A 14,872-nucleotide genomic window follows, 5' to 3' on the forward strand; every position below is an offset into this window, starting at 1 on the left:
CTCGATGCGTGCGATGCTTCTGGGTTTTGCCACCTGTCTGGCCCTGCCGGCCCTCTCGGCCCAGGCTGCGCCGGCTCATCATGCGCAGCGTGCCCACCCCGGCCATGGCAGCGTGTCCCCTGCCGCGATCCCGCCTGAGGATGCCATTCTGGGCACGATCAACGGGCAGGTCCTGACCGAACGCGATGTCGATAACCGCGGCAAGCTGTTTGCGCTCTCGACCGGCCTGAACATCAGCCCCGACCTGATGCAACGTTTGCGCCCGCAGATCATTCGCCAGCTCGTCGATGAACGCATCAAGACGCAGGAAATTCTCAAGCGTCACATCAACGTCGAGCCGCAGCAGATTGCCCAGGCCATCAACAATATCGAAGCGCGCAACGGCATGCCGAAGAATGCCCTGCGCGACCGCCTGGCCCAGGACGGCGTTTCGCTCACCACGCTGATCGACCAGATCCGGGTGCAGATCGGGTGGATGCAGGTGCTGCGTGAGGAAATCTCGGGCCGCGGCCGCATCACCGCGCGCGAGATCACGCAGCGCGAAGAGGCTCTGCGCGCCGAGGAAGGCCGAGCACAGTACAATGTGAGCGAAATCTTCATCCCCGTTGCCGATCCACGCCATTCGGAAACGGAACTCGAATTCACCAAGACGATCATTACGCAGCTGCGTAACGGTGCCCCCTTCCCGATCGTGGCAGCACAGTTCTCGCAGGCCCAGACCGCGCTTGATGGCGGCACCATGGGCTGGGTACAGGAAGACAGTCTTGACCCCCCAGTGGTCGAGATCGTGCGCCAGATGCCCATCGGCGCCATCTCGAATCCGGTCAAGGTCGCGGGGGGCTACGTCATCGTGACGGTCAATGGCAAGCGCACGATCGGCCATCAGAACGTGACCATGGTCACCGTGCGCCAGGCTTTCTTCCCCTTCTCCTCGCCTCTCAATCCGCAGCAGCCGACGGATCAGCAGAAGCTGACTCTCCAGAAGGCGACGTCGGCAGCCCAGTCGGTTCATGGATGTGACGCCATGGAGGCACTCAACCGCAGCATCGGCGAAAAGCATCCCTCTGATCCGGGCGGCCAGCTGGTTCTGGAGCGCCTGAACCCGCAGATGCGTCAGGTTCTCTCGGATCTGCCTGTGGGCCAGTCCAGCCGTCCGCTCGTCTCCAGCGATGGCATCGCGCTGCTCGCCGTATGCTCCAAAGGGCAGAAGAATATCGCCCAGCAGAGCCCCAGCGAGATTGCAGACAGCCTCATGAACGAGCGCGTCGAGCAGGCCTCGCGTCAGCTCGAACGCGATCTGGAACGCCGCTCGGTCATCGAGATGCGAAAGGACGACAAGGCGGCCACGGCCAAAAAGGACGATACCCCCGCGGTTGAGGACGACACCGCACCGGCCAAGCCACACGGGAAGAAGGCCTCAGGCCAGGGATGACCCTTCCCTCACTGCGGGACTCCATCCGCATACATGGACTCGACGCCAAGAAATCCTTCGGACAGCATTTTCTTCTCGATCCGGGCATCGTGGCCCGAATCGCCGCACTTGGCGGCGATATGGCGGGACGTCACGTCGTCGAGATCGGGCCTGGCCCTGGTGGCCTGACCCGCGCCCTGCTGGATACCACGGCCGTCGCAGTCCATGCGGTCGAGATCGACCAGCGCGCCTGGCCTTTGCTCGATGAGCTTGCGGCCCATGCCGAGGGGCGGCTCAATCTGGTCAAGGCCGATGCCATGGCACTGGATTGCACCACGCTCTGCCCGGCACCCCGCAAGATCGTGGCGAATCTCCCTTACAACGTCGGGACGCCGCTCCTGGTGGGCTGGTTGCGTCAGGCTGCCTCCTGGGAGCGTATGACGCTCATGTTCCAACTCGAGGTAGCCGAACGTATCTGTGCGGCGCCGGATACCGGAGCCTATGGGCGTCTGGGCGTACTCGCCCAATGGTGCGCAAGCTGCGCCATGGTGATGAAAATCCCCCCCGGTGCGTTCTCGCCCCCGCCCAAGGTGGACTCCGCAGTCGTCGACATCGTGCCACATGCCGAGCAGCCCTCTGCGATATTGTTCAAGGCCATGGAGCATGTCACCCATCTGGCTTTCGGCCAGAGACGCAAGATGCTGCGCGCTTCGCTCCGGCCAATCGGGGGGGAAGCCCTGCTCGAAAAAGCTGGTATCCTCGCCACGCGACGCGCCGAAACCCTTTCGATCGCGGAGTTCGCAACGCTCGCAAAACTGGTCGCTCGCGAAAACTGATGCTGCGAGGCGCTTGCAGAGCGTCGAGCGAGCGCCCATACAGGGTGAAGACGGGTGTTCTTGCCCGGGCGTTCGGGTGCATGTGGCGCCAAGACCAGTCCCGCAGGAGCATGTTTGCACGCATAATTCTTCTGCGTGGCCGTCATGGTATCAAGGAGCCTTGTTATGGCAACAGGCACCGTAAAATGGTTCAACTCCACCAAGGGCTATGGCTTCATCAAGCCGGATGCCGGTGGCGACGATGTGTTCGTGCACATCTCGGCGGTCGAGAAGGCCAACCTCACTTCCCTCAATGACGGCCAGGCGCTCTCCTACGAGACCGAAGTTGGACGCAACGGCAAGACCTCGGCAGTCGCTCTCAAGCTGAGCTGAGTTTGCAGCCGTAACGGAAAACAGGGTCTCGCGCATCTCCCAGAGCGGCGCAGCCCACCCTGTTTCGGACTACCGGGCATGTCCTTCCCCAGGACTGCGCCCGGCCCTGATCCGTTTCCGGCCGGGGAGGACTGCCTCCTCCCCCCTCGAAAATATCCCACTATTCCGCATAGCGGCGGTGACCCGTTCAGAATGCCACTGATGTCGCCACAGCAAAGCTGCGCCCCTGACCCCAGCTATTACGATAGGCAGAACCGGTCGGGGCGATGATATATCCCTGATTGAGCAGATTGACCGCGTTGAGCTGAAGGCTCAGCTGTCGGGCGAAGAGCCGTGGAACTGTCCAGGATGCGAAGGCATCGATTGTGCCGTAACCCGGGACCTGGAAACTGTTGTCCAGCGCTGCTGCCCGCGTTCCTACAAGATGAACGCCCCCGCCAACGCGCATCCCGACGCTGCGCCGGGGGAGATTTCCACTCCAGGTCAGGAAGACGCTGCCACTGTTCCTGGGCACGCCGATCAACTGATGCCCCTCGGTGGCTGGCGTGTCGCGCAACGTGCGCGCATCCGTCCAGGCATAGGAGAGGATGGCGCTCCAATGGCGAGTCAGTGCACCGCTCAAGCTCGTCTCAAGCCCTTTCGATCCTGCCAACCCGGTCAGACGCTGCACTATGTTGCCGTCTGCATCGAGCCCTGCCGTCTGCAGAACATTCTTCTTGCGGATATGATACAGCGCGACATCGGCGGTCAGACCATGATCCTCATACCGCCCACCCAGTTCGAACTCGCGTCCGGTTGTCGGTTTGTATCCACCTTCGAGCACACTACCCGCCGAAAGCTGATTAGCCCCGAAGGATTGTGAGTAATCACTGTAAAACGAGAGGGTCCGGAACGGCTGCCACACCAATGCGGCGAAGGGGAGTGGTTTCGTATAGGAGGCATCGGTCGTTCGAACAAATGGAATACCACTGCCATAGTGCAGCCCGAACCACTGATAGCGCACACCGCCACTGGCAATCAGACTGCTGGTCAGGTGAATATTGTCCTTGAGATACCCTGAGGCAGAATTGATATTCTGCTGCAGATTGCTGTTCGCCGCATTCACGCGGCCGACGGGGGCCAGCCCACCATAGACCGGATTGGCCGGGAAGAATCCCCCCTGATTGGCCGACTGGTAGAAAGCGCCCTGGTTCTGGTTGCGGTTCTCGTAATCGATCCCAGCCGTGAGTTCGTGACGCATGCGCCATAACGTGTGATCGGCCAGATAATCGAGCGCCACACTGCCATTCGCACGGATGGTCCCTCCGTTGGCACGATACCGGCGCAACAGCACGCCTGTACGGGGGGAGTAGCTCGATGGATCGGCCTGCCTGTCGTGATAATCGTCGCGGTTATACCCACCAGACAGACGCAGGCGGTCATGGGCGCCAAGGCGATAGCCTAAATGGCTCGCGACAAGGTGACGCGTGCCGAAAGAAGCGGTCCAGGGTTCGTCCACACGCTTTTGCGGGCCTGATATTGGATTATTCCCCATAAAGACAGCACCGCGATCGAGGACATTGTTGTAATCGACAAATTCATAGGCTAGCGCGCCATCCCAGCGCTCCTGACGCCAGCTCAGTGTCGGGGCCACGAGTATCTGCCTGTTGGAGCCGAAATTACGCCAGTAATTCTCGTTCCTGTAACTTCCGATCAGGCGGAAAGCGAACCTCCTCCCAAGCGGTCCGGTGACGTCGACATGGCCATTTCCGCCACCGAGTGAACTCCACTGTGTGCCGAACCCGCCGCCCCAGCGCCTGAAATCGGGCGCTTTTGTCACCACATTGATCACGCCGCCCGGCTCTTGCATCCCATAGAAAAGCGACGCTGGCCCCTTGAGTATCTCCACCCGCTCGGCGGTGTCGCCTTGATAATTGCGCCCTATGGGCATGCGTATGCCATCGCGCAGGATCGATCCGTCATCGATCGCTCCGAAGCCACGTTTGACAAGGGCGTCCTGCGTCCCGCCAAAATTATTGCCAATCGCCATGCCGGGCACATATTTGGCCATGTCTTCCATCGTCTGGGGCGAGAAATCAGCCAGGGTCTGACGGGTAACAACATTGGTTGTCTGTGTCTGCTGTAAAAAGGGTGTGGAACGCTTATCGCCCATGGTGCTGTCGGATGCGGCATAGCTTCCGCGCTCACCGATGACGGTCAGCACTTCATGGCGCCGACGCACTCGCCCGGCGCTCTCCTGCATGCGCCGCTGGCCTGCGAGGCTAGCGGCGACCCGTCCTGTCCTGCCACCCTTGCGAAGCAAGGTATGGCCCACGCTGTCTGGGGCAACCCGGCTATCCTCCTCAACAGGTGCGTCGCGCGCCGAAGCATCAGGCGGCGCTAAGGCTCCAAGCGCTGCGATGAGGATGATACCGGGGCAAGGCAGGATCGCCCCACGATATGGGTTGCGAATGTTTCTCATTCGCCAATACGTGACATGAAATGTGACATAACGAAACCGTGAGTCACGGTTTCGAAAGCTCATTCTTCTTAACAAATCATGACTAGGCCTGTTTGGGATCGTCGCTGACGCGCTTGCCGCCCGGGCTCGCGCGGTTCACTGCTCTTCACCTCAGGGTTGGCAAAGATAGTCCCGGGTCAGCGGTACGGCGTCGATATCGGGCGTGAGCTGAAGCTGGAAATTCATGTGCCCCTGCAGACGAAAGGAGAGTTCAGCGCCGACAAGATAAAATTCGAACATCCGGCAAAAGCGCTCATCGTAAAGCGCCTTGATCTGATCGCGATTTGCGGCGAAGCGTGCGCGCCAGTGCTTGATCGTCTTGGCGTAATGCAGACGCAGGATCTCGCAATCCGTCACCCAGAGACCTGCACGCTCGACCGAGGGCAGAACCTCGCTCAAGGCCGGAGAATAGCCGCCAGGGAAGATGTACTTATCGATCCAGGGATTGGTCGAGCCCGGCTCATCCATGCGCCCTATCGAATGGATCAAAGCCACGCCGTCAGGCTTGAGCGCCTTGCGTACGGTGCGGAAATAGGTGTCGTAATGGCCGATCCCGACATGCTCGAACATGCCGACCGAGACGATACGATCATAGCGCCTGTCGAGCTTTCGGTAATCCATCAGCTTGAACGTGACCAGGCCCTCCAATCCCGCGGCACGGGCACGTTCACGCGCCACCTGCAGCTGCTCCTGGGAGAGCGTGATGCCTGTCACCTTGGCTCCGTAGTCGCGCGCAAGAGTCAGCGCCATGCCCCCCCAGCCACAGCCGATATCCAGCACATCGAGGCCGGGCCGGTCGAGCAGAAGCTTGGTGGCAATATGGCGCTTTTTCGCAAGCTGCGCTTCTTCCAGCGTCATGTCATCTGACGTGAAATAGGCGCAGGAATACTGACGGTCCTCATCGAGAAAGAGATCGTACAGCTTTCCGTTCAGATCATAGTGATGCGCGACATTGCGACGCGAACGCCGCTGCCCGTTCAACTGCCTGAAGAACCGCGTGAGAAAACGGGCCTTTTCCTCGAAGCGACTGAGCATATGATGACTGTCGTGGATATTGAGCATGAGGACGCTCAACACATCCTCGAGCGTACAGTCGACCGAGACGATCGTGCCGTCCATCCAGCCCTCACCAAAAGCGAGACCTGAATTCAGCAGCAAGGCCCTGAGCGCCTTGTCCGTCTTGACATGAATGGCGGCGCTCGGGCCGGGACGCGTGCCTTTATAGAGGCGTTTTTCTCCGCTGGGCAGGATGACCTCAAATGCGCCGGCGCTTATGAATCGCTTCAGAACCCGGTCCAGCAGAAATATCATGGTCGATCCCGCTCTTTTTTCGTCAGTTCAAGTAATTGAACGAGGAAAACCGGAGATCGTCAACAGGGCCGAATAAAACAAAACCCGACTGCCTGAGGCAGCCGGGTTTTGCAGTCAATCGCAGAGCGATACGTCTTTTCAGACGGCTGCGCCTTCGACTTCACCTTCGGTCGCGGCGTCTTCGCCTTCGACTTCGGTTTCGAGGACATATTCGTCCTCTTCAGCGACGATCGCTTCGCCACGTGCCTGACGTTCGGCTTCTTCTTCCGAACGGGCAACGTTCACGGTAACCGGGATCGACACTTCCGGGTGCAGGGCCACGCGGGCCTCGACCAGACCGAGCAGCTTGATCGGCTCGGCAAGAACGACCTGGTTGCGGCTGACGGTCAGGCCAGCAGCGGTCACGGCGATCGCGATGTCGCGCGTCGTGACGGAGCCATAAAGGCTGCCGCTGTCACCAGCCTGACGGATGATGACGACGCTCAGGCCATGCATACGCTCGGCAAGACGCTCGGCCTCTTCACGACGCTTGAGGTTCTGAGCCTCGAGCTGTGCGCGCTCGGTCTCGAAACGCTGGCGGTTCTGGGCGTTGGCGCGAAGCGCCTTGCCCTGGGGCAGCAGGAAGTTACGGGCATAGCCGGGCTTGACGCGGACGATATCGCCCATCTGGCCCAGATGCTCAACGCGCTGCAGCAGGATGACTTCAGTCTGTGACATGCCTGTCTCCTCAGTTCATCACGTAGGGGAGCAGGGCAAGGAAACGGGCGCGCTTGATCGCCTGCGCCAGCTCACGCTGCTTCTTGGCCGAGACCGCCGTGATGCGGCTCGGAACGATCTTGCCGCGCTCGGAAAGGAAGCGGCTCAGCAGACGCACGTCCTTGTAGTCGATCTTCGGCGCGTTCGGGCCGGAGAACGGGCAGGACTTGCGGCGGCGATAGAACGGACGACGGGCGCCGACGGCAATGCGACGGGCGGCCGGGTTGATCTCGTTGGTGTTCTCGTCAGACATCGCGATTACTCCGCATCCATCTCGGCACCCTCGCGGGCGCGGTATTCTTCACGATCGTCGCCACGACGGCCGCCACGGCCGCTGTCGAAACGACCAGCAGGCTTGGAGTTGCCACCACGGAAATTGCCGCGATCGCCACGATCATCGCCCTTGCGGGACAGGATCGGAGACGGGTCCTGGGTGATTTCCTCAACGCGCAGCGTGAGAACGCGCAGAACGTCTTCGTTCAGGCTCAGCTGACGCTCCAGCTCACGGATCTGGTCCGGGCGGGCATTCAGGCCGAGAAGGACGTAATGGCCCTTGCGGTTCTTCTTGATGCGGTAGGCGAGCGAACGCAGGCCCCAGAACTCGCGCTTCTCGATGGAACCGCCATCCTGGGTGAGGAGGGTTTCGATCTGCTCGACGAGGGTTTCGACCTGCGCCTGCGAGATATCGTTACGTGCGATGAGCACGCTTTCGTACAACGGCATATGAGCTCCCTTCGGATTGCTTCAACCCAACCATTCGACCGGGACCGGTCGGATCAGCGCCTCTTCCACAAGGCTCGGGTATAGCCGGGACGATGCCTTCGTCCGGCAGGGAAAGGCGGCATAAAGCACATACGCTCATGCAGGGGCAAGAGTTTTCCTGCATTTGCCTGCATGAGCACGCACTTGAGTTCTGGTCAGGACCCAACCGGGAGCCGGAGGATTTTAGATCCTGGGGGTGAGAAGATGCGCTGGAAGCGTCAGACCCAGATCATCAGGCACGGCCCAATGCTCTTCCTCAACCATGATCGGCACAAACCCGGCAGCCTTGTACGTCGGCAGCGCGTTGGGATGATCGGCGGTACAGGTATTGACCCGCATCACGCGTGTCTGCCTCTGCCAGCCATGGCTGATGGCCGCTGTAAGTAGTTTGCGCCCGAGCCCTTTGCCCTGCGCGCCCGGCACCAGGCCAAGATAGGACAGATAAGGCGTCTCAGGCTTGTGCAAATCGAGCTCGAAGAACCCCGCAACCCCCTCAGGTCCGAGCAGACGCCAGATCTGGGTGTGTCGCGAGGAGATGATACGATGCAGGGTATCGTAAGGCATCATGTACCGCATCCACCAGCAATGCGGCGCACCGACCAGACGATACAGCGCCAGATAGTCCTCATTACTGGGATGCCAACGCTCGAGGCGGTAGTTCTCGGGCCAGCCTATATGCGCTGATGGCGGTGGCCTGAGACGCTCGAGAAACGTCACCTCGACCGTGACTTCGGTCGTGGGACGCTCCGGTACTGTCTCAAACCTGGGCTCCATGAGCCACCCCGCCGATCAGTTGTCGTCGAGGAAGGACCGCAGCTTGCGGCTGCGGCTCGGATGTTTGAGCTTGCGAAGCGCCTTCGCCTCGATCTGGCGGATACGCTCGCGGGTCACGTTGAACTGCTGCCCGACTTCTTCCAGCGTATGATCGGTATTCATGCCAATACCAAAGCGCATACGCAACACACGTTCCTCACGCGGGGTGAGCGAGGCCAGAACGCGCGTGGTCGCCTCGCGCAGATTGGTCTGGATCGCGGCATCCAGCGGGATGACAGCGGTCTTGTCCTCGATGAAGTCACCCAGATGGCTGTCTTCCTCGTCACCGATCGGGGTTTCGAGAGAGATCGGCTCCTTGGCGATCTTGAGCACCTTGCGCACTTTCTCAAGCGGCATACCCAGCTTCTCGGCCAGTTCCTCAGGCGCGGGCTCGCGACCTATTTCATGCAGCATCTGACGTGACGTGCGCACGAGCTTGTTGATCGTCTCGATCATGTGCACCGGAATACGGATGGTGCGCGCCTGATCGGCAATCGAACGCGTGATGGCCTGACGGATCCACCATGTCGCATAGGTCGAGAACTTGTAGCCGCGACGATACTCGAACTTGTCCACCGCCTTCATCAGGCCGATATTGCCCTCCTGGATCAGATCCAGGAACTGCAGACCGCGATTGGTGTATTTCTTGGCGATCGAGATCACGAGGCGGAGATTGGCCTCGATCATTTCCTTCTTGGCGCGGGTGGTATCACGCTCGCCGCGCGAGACCACGGCATAGACACGACGGAACTCGCCCACCGGCAAGCCGGTGCTATGCGCCAGATCCGCCACCTGATTACGCAGATCGATGATCTGCTCGGCATAGCGCGTCGTGAAATTCTTCCAGGATTTGCCGGAAAGTGCCGAGACGGAGGCCAACCAGTTGGGGTCGAGCTCGTAGCCGCGATATTTCTGCAGGAAGTCGTCACGTGATACGCGGCAGCTTTCCGCCATGCGCAGCATGCGACCTTCGAGGTTGTTCAGGCGCTGGAACTGCACCTTGAGCTGGGTCACAAGCTCCTCGATGCGGTTGTTATGGAGATGGACCTGCTCGACCATCTTCACGAGTTCCATGCGGAGTTTCTCGTACTCCTGCTCGGAAGAGCCGCTGGTTTCGGATCCACTGGTTAGGGTCTCGATACGGCGCACCTGCAGCGCGCGCAGCGTATCGTAAAGAGGCTCGATCGCCTCGAAATGGGCCAGGATTTCGGGCTTGAGCTTTTCCTCGAGCGCAGAAAGGGACAGACCGGAGCTCTCCGGGTCGCCGCCTTCCTCGTTTGCGGGCTCCTCGTCGAGGTTATCCTCGTTCTCTTCCCCATTCTCGTTCTCGGCGGTTTCCTCCTCGGAAGGACCGCCCTGCATGGCCTCCAGATCGACGATGTCGCGCAGCAACATCTCGCCTTCCTTCAGCTTGTCATGCCAGGAGATGATGGCGCGGAAGGTCAGCGGGCTCTCGCACAGCCCGCCGATCATTTCATCGCGACCGGCTTCGATGCGCTTGGCAATGGCGATTTCGCCCTCGCGCGACAGCAGCTCGACCGAGCCCATTTCGCGCAGGTACATGCGTACCGGGTCATCGGTACGGCCTGCGCTCTCGCTCACATTGCCAGTTGGGGATTCTTCGGCGTCCTCGGCTTCTTCCTTTTCCTCGGATTTCTCCTCGGGTTCGTCAGAATCCTCGTTTTCCTCGTTCTCAACGACCTGGATTCCCATTTCGGAGAAGATCGCCATGATGTCTTCGATCTGCTCAGAAGACATCTGGTCCTGCGGCAGGACAGCATTCAGCTCGTCGAACGTGATATGGCCGCGCTCACGTCCCTTGGCGATGAGCCGCTTGACCGCACCGGATTGCGTGTCGAGGACATTGGTATCGCCGTCCTGGTCCTGCGCGTTCCGCTCCGTTCCCGTGGCCGCTTTCGTCGCCATACCCTACTCCCTGCTCCCGCACGCCCTATCGAACGCCACGCATAAAACCAGCCATGAAAGAAACGCGCTTGGCCAGCGCTCTGCAAGCACAGAACGCCGACCCGCCCGTCAGCCCCAGGGCTGACCTCTCTTCCAATTGCGATCCACCAGCGCGAGCGCCAGCAATTTCGGCATCGTGCAGGTGGGCGATACGCGCCCCGAAGTCAAGGGTAGGGGTCGCTCTTTTCGAGTCGCGCCTTTGGCTGGGCTCCGCGTTATTCCCCGTTATCCCTATCTATCGGCGCGCGCTCCCTGAACATTTGAGGCTTTCAGGAAGAGTTCATCCCTCATCCTCATCGCCTTCTTCCCCGCGGCGCAGGCGATCGAGGGTACGCAGACGTACAAGCAGCGCGTCAGGCAATCCTTCAAGGGACGGATTGGCCAGCGCGGCCTGCATGTCCTGCTCCACTTCGCGCACAAAGGCAGGGAAATTGACGAGCCCGAAGAAATGCCACCACTGCTGTATGGGCTCCAGGCTGAACAGACCGTTCTTTTCCGCCTGAGCCGGGGGGAGTACGCCGCGCTCAAGAAGTCCCCGGGCCTCATCACCGAGCCCCTCATTATCCAGCGCTACGAGACAGGCCGCTGACGTGAGGGCCTCGGGATGCGTGTCTGCCTGCGCTCCGAACCAGTCCAGAACGGCGTCGCGCAACTCATCCAAAGGATGAGGCAGATCAAGGCGCCCATAGGGATCCTCGATCTGCGGCAGGATGGCGGGATGACGGAGCACCAATGTGGTCAAGAGACGCAGCCGCTCCAGTGCCCCGCTGCCGACCTCGATTGTCCGCGCCCTGTTCTGCCGCGCGCCGCCTGCCGCCCCACCCTGACCGGACGTGCGCCGCGCCGGCATACCCCGTCCGGTGCCAGCCCGCCCGCCGCCGCGCTGGGCGGAGGCAAAAAAACGATCCATCAGCGCGCGTCGATACTCGGACGCCAGATCCTTGTCTGCAATCAGTGCCGCAGAAGCCTCAAGCCGCTTCTTCAGCGCCGCGCGCTGTTCGGGCACGTCATGCTGCACCCCAGACAGCATGAGCTGGAACAACTCATCCGCAAGCGAACGCGCGCCTTCAATCACCTGACGCATGGCCTGAGGCCCATCACGCCGGATGAGGCTATCCGGGTCGTCCTTGGGATCGAGGCGACAGAATTTGAGACTGCGCTCGGGCGATAGCAGGGGCAATGCCAGTTCGGCGACACGCAGCGCGGCGCGCGCGCCCGCCGCATCGCCATCGAGACAGAGAACGGGATGGGACGCTTCGCGCCAGAGCAATTCCAGCTGCTCTACTCCCATCGCGGTGCCGAGCGGTGCCACAGCGGCCTCAAACCCGGCCTGAGCAAGGGAGATGACATCCATATAGCCTTCGGCCACGATCAGGGTCTGACCAGGGTCACGTAAGGCGTTACGCGCCTGATCCAGATTATAGAGGGCGCGGCGCTTGGAAAAGAGCGCCGTCTCGGGGCCGTTCACATATTTGGGCTGGGCATCACCCAGCGTCCGCCCTCCGAAAGAGATCAGCTTGCCGCGGCGGTCGCGTATGGGAAACATCACGCGTGAGAAGAACAGCTCGCCCCTCGGTGCGCCATGCTCATCCACACGCATCAACCCGGCCTGCATGAGCTGATCCGCCGTGATGTCCTGCCCGCGCAGGGCTTCGAGCAGGGCGCCGCGCCCTTCCCCCGCCCAGCCCAGGCCAAACCGCTCGATCGTGGCATCGGTCAGGCCGCGACGACGCAGATAGGCCAGAGCCTGACGTCCGGCTGGAGCGTAAAGCGCCTGACGATAAACGTTCTGCACCGCCTCCAGCACGTCGCCCAAAGAGCGTGCCTCGCGGGAGCGGGCCTCCTGCCTCGGGTCCTGACGCGGCATGTCGAGCCCGGCCTCATTGGCCAGTTGCTCGACCGCCTCGGGAAAGCTGCGCCCCTCGCTCTGCATGACGAAGGAGATCACATCGCCATGCACCCCACAGCCGAAGCAATGAAAATGATCGTCATAGACATAGAAGGACGGCGTCTTTTCCCCATGGAAGGGGCAACAGGCCTTCCAGTTACGGCCCGAACGGCTGAGCTTGGTGCGACGCCCGATCACCGCCGCGATGGGGGTACGGGCGCGCAGCTCGTCCAGAAAACCGGGATCGAACGCCATGCTTCAGCCTGCGCTCAGGAGAGGCGGGCTTTGACGACGGGATTCACGCGGCCCATATCGAGCGCGCTGCCGAACTTTGCCTTGAGCACGCCCATGACCTTGCCCATTTCCTTCATGCTGGTGGCACCGGCCTCGGCGATGGCGGCGTCGATCTCGGCATTCAGCGTCGCCTCGTCCATCTCAGGCGGGAGGTAGGTCTTGATCGTCTCGATCTCGGCCTCTTCCTTCTCGGCCAGTTCGGGGCGACCGCCCTCGCGATACATGGTGGCCGATTCGGTGCGCGACTTGATCATGCTGCGCAGCATCGGGAGGATGTCCTCATCCCCAACTTCCTTGCCATTGGCGCGCGCCGCTACATCAAGGTCCTTGATGCGCGCAGTGATGCCACGGATCTGCGCCACGCGGTCCATTTCCTTGGCCTTCATGGCGGTCTTCAGGTCGTTCGAGATCGTCTCTCTCAGGGACATTGTCTTTCCTTTCCCGGCTCTGGCGCAACGGCCAGTCCGCATTCTCGCCCTCAGCGCGCGGGAATATTTTTCCCACATTTCGGGCCACCTGAAGGAGTGGGAAAAAACTTCCCATTCCCTTCTCAAGCGCCTATCTAGCACCAAGACCACGAGCGTCCGAGAGAAAAGGACGGGAGGACAGCCATGGACATCGAAGAGATCATCGAGAAGGCAGGCGGCGCCGAGGCGCTGGCAGGCCTGACCGGCGTCGGCACCGAGGCCATACGCAAATGGCGCCAATCGCGCGCCATCCCCGGCAAGCACTGGGCGGCACTGCTGCGCCTGCCCGGCATTTCCCTCTCGGACCTCGATCCGCAGACGCCTCAGGAGGATAGACCGACCGTGACCGATACCTGCCCTGAAGGCGCGAATGCCGCCCTCGTTCTGGCCGATGGCACCGTTTTGTGGGGCGTCGGCTTTGGCGCCCATACCGATGGCGCCGCCATTGGCGAGCTCTGCTTCAATACCGGCATGAGCGGCTATCAGGAGACGCTCACCGATCCGTCCTTTGCCGGGCAGATCGTGACCTTCACCTTTCCACATATCGGCAATGTCGGCACGAATGCCGAGGATGACGAGGCCCAGCGCGTGGCCGCACGCGGCGTTGTGGTGAAGGAAGACGTGACCCTGCCCGCCAACTGGCGCTCGACTCAGACCCTCGCCACGTGGATGATCGGCCAGAACCTGCCCGGTATCTCGGGCATCGATACGCGCCTGATCACCCGCCGCCTGCGCGATGGCGGCCCCCAGACCGCCGTCCTCGCCTTCCCCAAGGACGGCCAGTTCGACCTTGGTGCCTTGCGCGCCCAAGCCGTTTCATGGCCCGGCCTCGAAGGCATGGATCTGGCCAAGGACGTGACCTGCACCCAGAGCTATTCCTGGGAGCTGGGCGTCTGGCAGAAGCCTGCCACGGAGCGCAGCACACGCCGACGCGTCGTGGCTGTCGATTATGGCGCCAAGCGCAACATCCTGCGCTGCCTCGTGACGGCAGGCTGCGACGTGACCGTGGTGCCTGCAACCGCAACGGCGGAAGAGATCCTGCGCCACAACCCCGAGGGCGTGTTCCTCTCCAATGGTCCCGGTGACCCGGCCGCGACCGGAATCTACGCGGTTCCCGCCATCAAGGGCGTGCTGGATGCGGACATCCCCGTCTTCGGCATCTGCCTCGGCCATCAGCTTCTGGCTCAGGCTCTTGGGGCGAAGACCTACAAGCTGGAACGCGGCCATCGCGGCGCGAACCAGCCAGTCAAGGACCTCGCTTCGGGCCGCGTGGAAATCACCAGCCAGAATCACGGCTTTGCGGTAGATGACAAATCCCTGCCCGAAGACGTGATCATCACCCATACCAGCCTGTTCGACGGCTCGAATGAGGGCATTCGTAGCACCAAGCTCGATGCCTTCTCGGTTCAGTATCATCCCGAGGCCAGCCCGGGACCGTCCGATTCATTCTATCTCTTCGAGCGCTTCGTCGCGCTCATGGACAAGAAGGCAGCCTGA

The 14,872-nt window shown here is 61.4% G+C and carries 13 protein-coding genes; 4 read left to right on the top strand and 9 right to left on the bottom strand.

Annotated features, from left to right (window positions below; translation table 11 throughout):
* Positions 1-4 precede the first annotated feature (4 nt).
* From WFJ47_RS01910 to WFJ47_RS01920, 3 genes are all read left to right on the top strand, one after another.
* Positions 5-1,432 carry a peptidylprolyl isomerase gene (locus WFJ47_RS01910; RefSeq protein ID WP_336760649.1) on the top strand — a complete coding sequence of 476 codons (1,428 nt, stop codon included), beginning with the start codon at positions 5-7 and terminating at the stop codon, positions 1,430-1,432.
* Positions 1,429-2,247: a 16S rRNA (adenine(1518)-N(6)/adenine(1519)-N(6))-dimethyltransferase RsmA gene (gene rsmA, locus WFJ47_RS01915; RefSeq protein WP_336760506.1), complete on the top strand. Its 819-nt coding sequence runs from the start codon at positions 1,429-1,431 to the stop codon at positions 2,245-2,247. Before WFJ47_RS01910 ends, rsmA begins: the two co-directional genes overlap by 4 nt.
* A 165-nt stretch (positions 2,248-2,412) precedes the next feature.
* Positions 2,413-2,619, top strand: a complete 207-nt coding sequence (locus tag WFJ47_RS01920) for a cold-shock protein (protein WP_127102796.1) — start codon at positions 2,413-2,415, stop codon at positions 2,617-2,619.
* Between the two features lie 187 nt (positions 2,620-2,806).
* Here WFJ47_RS01920 and WFJ47_RS01925 read toward each other — a convergent pair whose 3' ends face one another.
* From WFJ47_RS01925 to WFJ47_RS01965, 9 genes are all read right to left on the bottom strand, one after another.
* Entirely contained in the window at positions 2,807-5,080 is a 2,274-nt protein-coding gene (locus tag WFJ47_RS01925; protein WP_336760509.1) for a TonB-dependent receptor, read from the bottom strand.
* A 150-nt stretch (positions 5,081-5,230) separates the two neighbouring features.
* The gene (locus WFJ47_RS01930) at positions 5,231-6,430 is read right to left on the bottom strand and encodes a cyclopropane-fatty-acyl-phospholipid synthase family protein (protein WP_336760511.1); all 1,200 of its coding nucleotides are present in this window, start codon (positions 6,428-6,430) and stop codon (positions 5,231-5,233) included.
* Between the two features lie 138 nt (positions 6,431-6,568).
* The gene (gene rplI / locus WFJ47_RS01935) at positions 6,569-7,147 is read right to left on the bottom strand and encodes a 50S ribosomal protein L9 (RefSeq protein ID WP_127102794.1); all 579 of its coding nucleotides are present in this window, start codon (positions 7,145-7,147) and stop codon (positions 6,569-6,571) included.
* Between the two features lie 10 nt (positions 7,148-7,157).
* Positions 7,158-7,439 (bottom strand): 30S ribosomal protein S18, encoded by a 282-nt coding sequence (gene rpsR, locus WFJ47_RS01940; RefSeq protein WP_023977644.1) that lies wholly within the window; start codon positions 7,437-7,439, stop codon positions 7,158-7,160.
* A 5-nt stretch (positions 7,440-7,444) separates the two neighbouring features.
* On the bottom strand, positions 7,445-7,909 hold the full coding sequence (rpsF, locus tag WFJ47_RS01945) for a 30S ribosomal protein S6 (RefSeq protein ID WP_023977643.1): 465 nt from the start codon (positions 7,907-7,909) through the stop codon (positions 7,445-7,447).
* A 222-nt stretch (positions 7,910-8,131) separates the two neighbouring features.
* Positions 8,132-8,722: a GNAT family N-acetyltransferase gene (locus WFJ47_RS01950; RefSeq protein WP_336760512.1), complete on the bottom strand. Its 591-nt coding sequence runs from the start codon at positions 8,720-8,722 to the stop codon at positions 8,132-8,134.
* Positions 8,723-8,737: 15 nt separating this feature from the next.
* A complete protein-coding gene (gene rpoD, locus WFJ47_RS01955) occupies positions 8,738-10,687 on the bottom strand; it encodes an RNA polymerase sigma factor RpoD (protein ID WP_127102792.1) in 1,950 nt (649 codons plus the stop codon).
* A 319-nt stretch (positions 10,688-11,006) separates the two neighbouring features.
* Positions 11,007-12,869, bottom strand: coding sequence for a DNA primase (gene dnaG, locus WFJ47_RS01960; RefSeq protein WP_336760514.1), 1,863 nt, complete (start codon positions 12,867-12,869; stop codon positions 11,007-11,009).
* Positions 12,870-12,883: 14 nt separating this feature from the next.
* A complete protein-coding gene (locus WFJ47_RS01965; protein WP_127102790.1) occupies positions 12,884-13,336 on the bottom strand; it encodes a GatB/YqeY domain-containing protein in 453 nt (150 codons plus the stop codon).
* 183 nt (positions 13,337-13,519) lie between these two features.
* On the opposite strand from WFJ47_RS01965, the gene carA reads away from it, so the two are divergent.
* Complete coding sequence (gene carA, locus WFJ47_RS01970; protein WP_336760517.1) at positions 13,520-14,872, top strand: glutamine-hydrolyzing carbamoyl-phosphate synthase small subunit; 1,353 nt, start codon at positions 13,520-13,522, stop codon at positions 14,870-14,872.

It is taken from the genome of Asaia sp. VD9, from assembly GCF_037150015.1.
Taxonomy (GTDB): Bacteria; Pseudomonadota; Alphaproteobacteria; order Acetobacterales; family Acetobacteraceae; genus Asaia.

Excerpts from the sequence above, each read along its gene's own strand:
- rpsF (WP_023977643.1), bottom strand. The coding sequence starts at position 7,909 with ATGCCGTTGTACGAAAGCGTGCTCATCGCACGTAACGATATCTCGCAG.
- WFJ47_RS01950 (WP_336760512.1), bottom strand. The coding sequence starts at position 8,722 with ATGGAGCCCAGGTTTGAGACAGTACCGGAGCGTCCCACGACCGAAGTC.
- WFJ47_RS01930 (WP_336760511.1), bottom strand. The coding sequence starts at position 6,430 with ATGATATTTCTGCTGGACCGGGTTCTGAAGCGATTCATAAGCGCCGGC.
- WFJ47_RS01925 (WP_336760509.1), bottom strand. The coding sequence starts at position 5,080 with ATGAGAAACATTCGCAACCCATATCGTGGGGCGATCCTGCCTTGCCCC.
- WFJ47_RS01910 (WP_336760649.1), top strand. The coding sequence starts at position 5 with ATGCGTGCGATGCTTCTGGGTTTTGCCACCTGTCTGGCCCTGCCGGCC.
- rsmA (WP_336760506.1), top strand. The coding sequence starts at position 1,429 with ATGACCCTTCCCTCACTGCGGGACTCCATCCGCATACATGGACTCGAC.
- carA (WP_336760517.1), top strand. The coding sequence starts at position 13,520 with ATGGACATCGAAGAGATCATCGAGAAGGCAGGCGGCGCCGAGGCGCTG.
- rplI (WP_127102794.1), bottom strand. The coding sequence starts at position 7,147 with ATGTCACAGACTGAAGTCATCCTGCTGCAGCGCGTTGAGCATCTGGGC.
- WFJ47_RS01920 (WP_127102796.1), top strand. The coding sequence starts at position 2,413 with ATGGCAACAGGCACCGTAAAATGGTTCAACTCCACCAAGGGCTATGGC.
- rpoD (WP_127102792.1), bottom strand. The coding sequence starts at position 10,687 with ATGGCGACGAAAGCGGCCACGGGAACGGAGCGGAACGCGCAGGACCAG.
- rpsR (WP_023977644.1), bottom strand. The coding sequence starts at position 7,439 with ATGTCTGACGAGAACACCAACGAGATCAACCCGGCCGCCCGTCGCATT.
- dnaG (WP_336760514.1), bottom strand. The coding sequence starts at position 12,869 with ATGGCGTTCGATCCCGGTTTTCTGGACGAGCTGCGCGCCCGTACCCCC.
- WFJ47_RS01965 (WP_127102790.1), bottom strand. The coding sequence starts at position 13,336 with ATGTCCCTGAGAGAGACGATCTCGAACGACCTGAAGACCGCCATGAAG.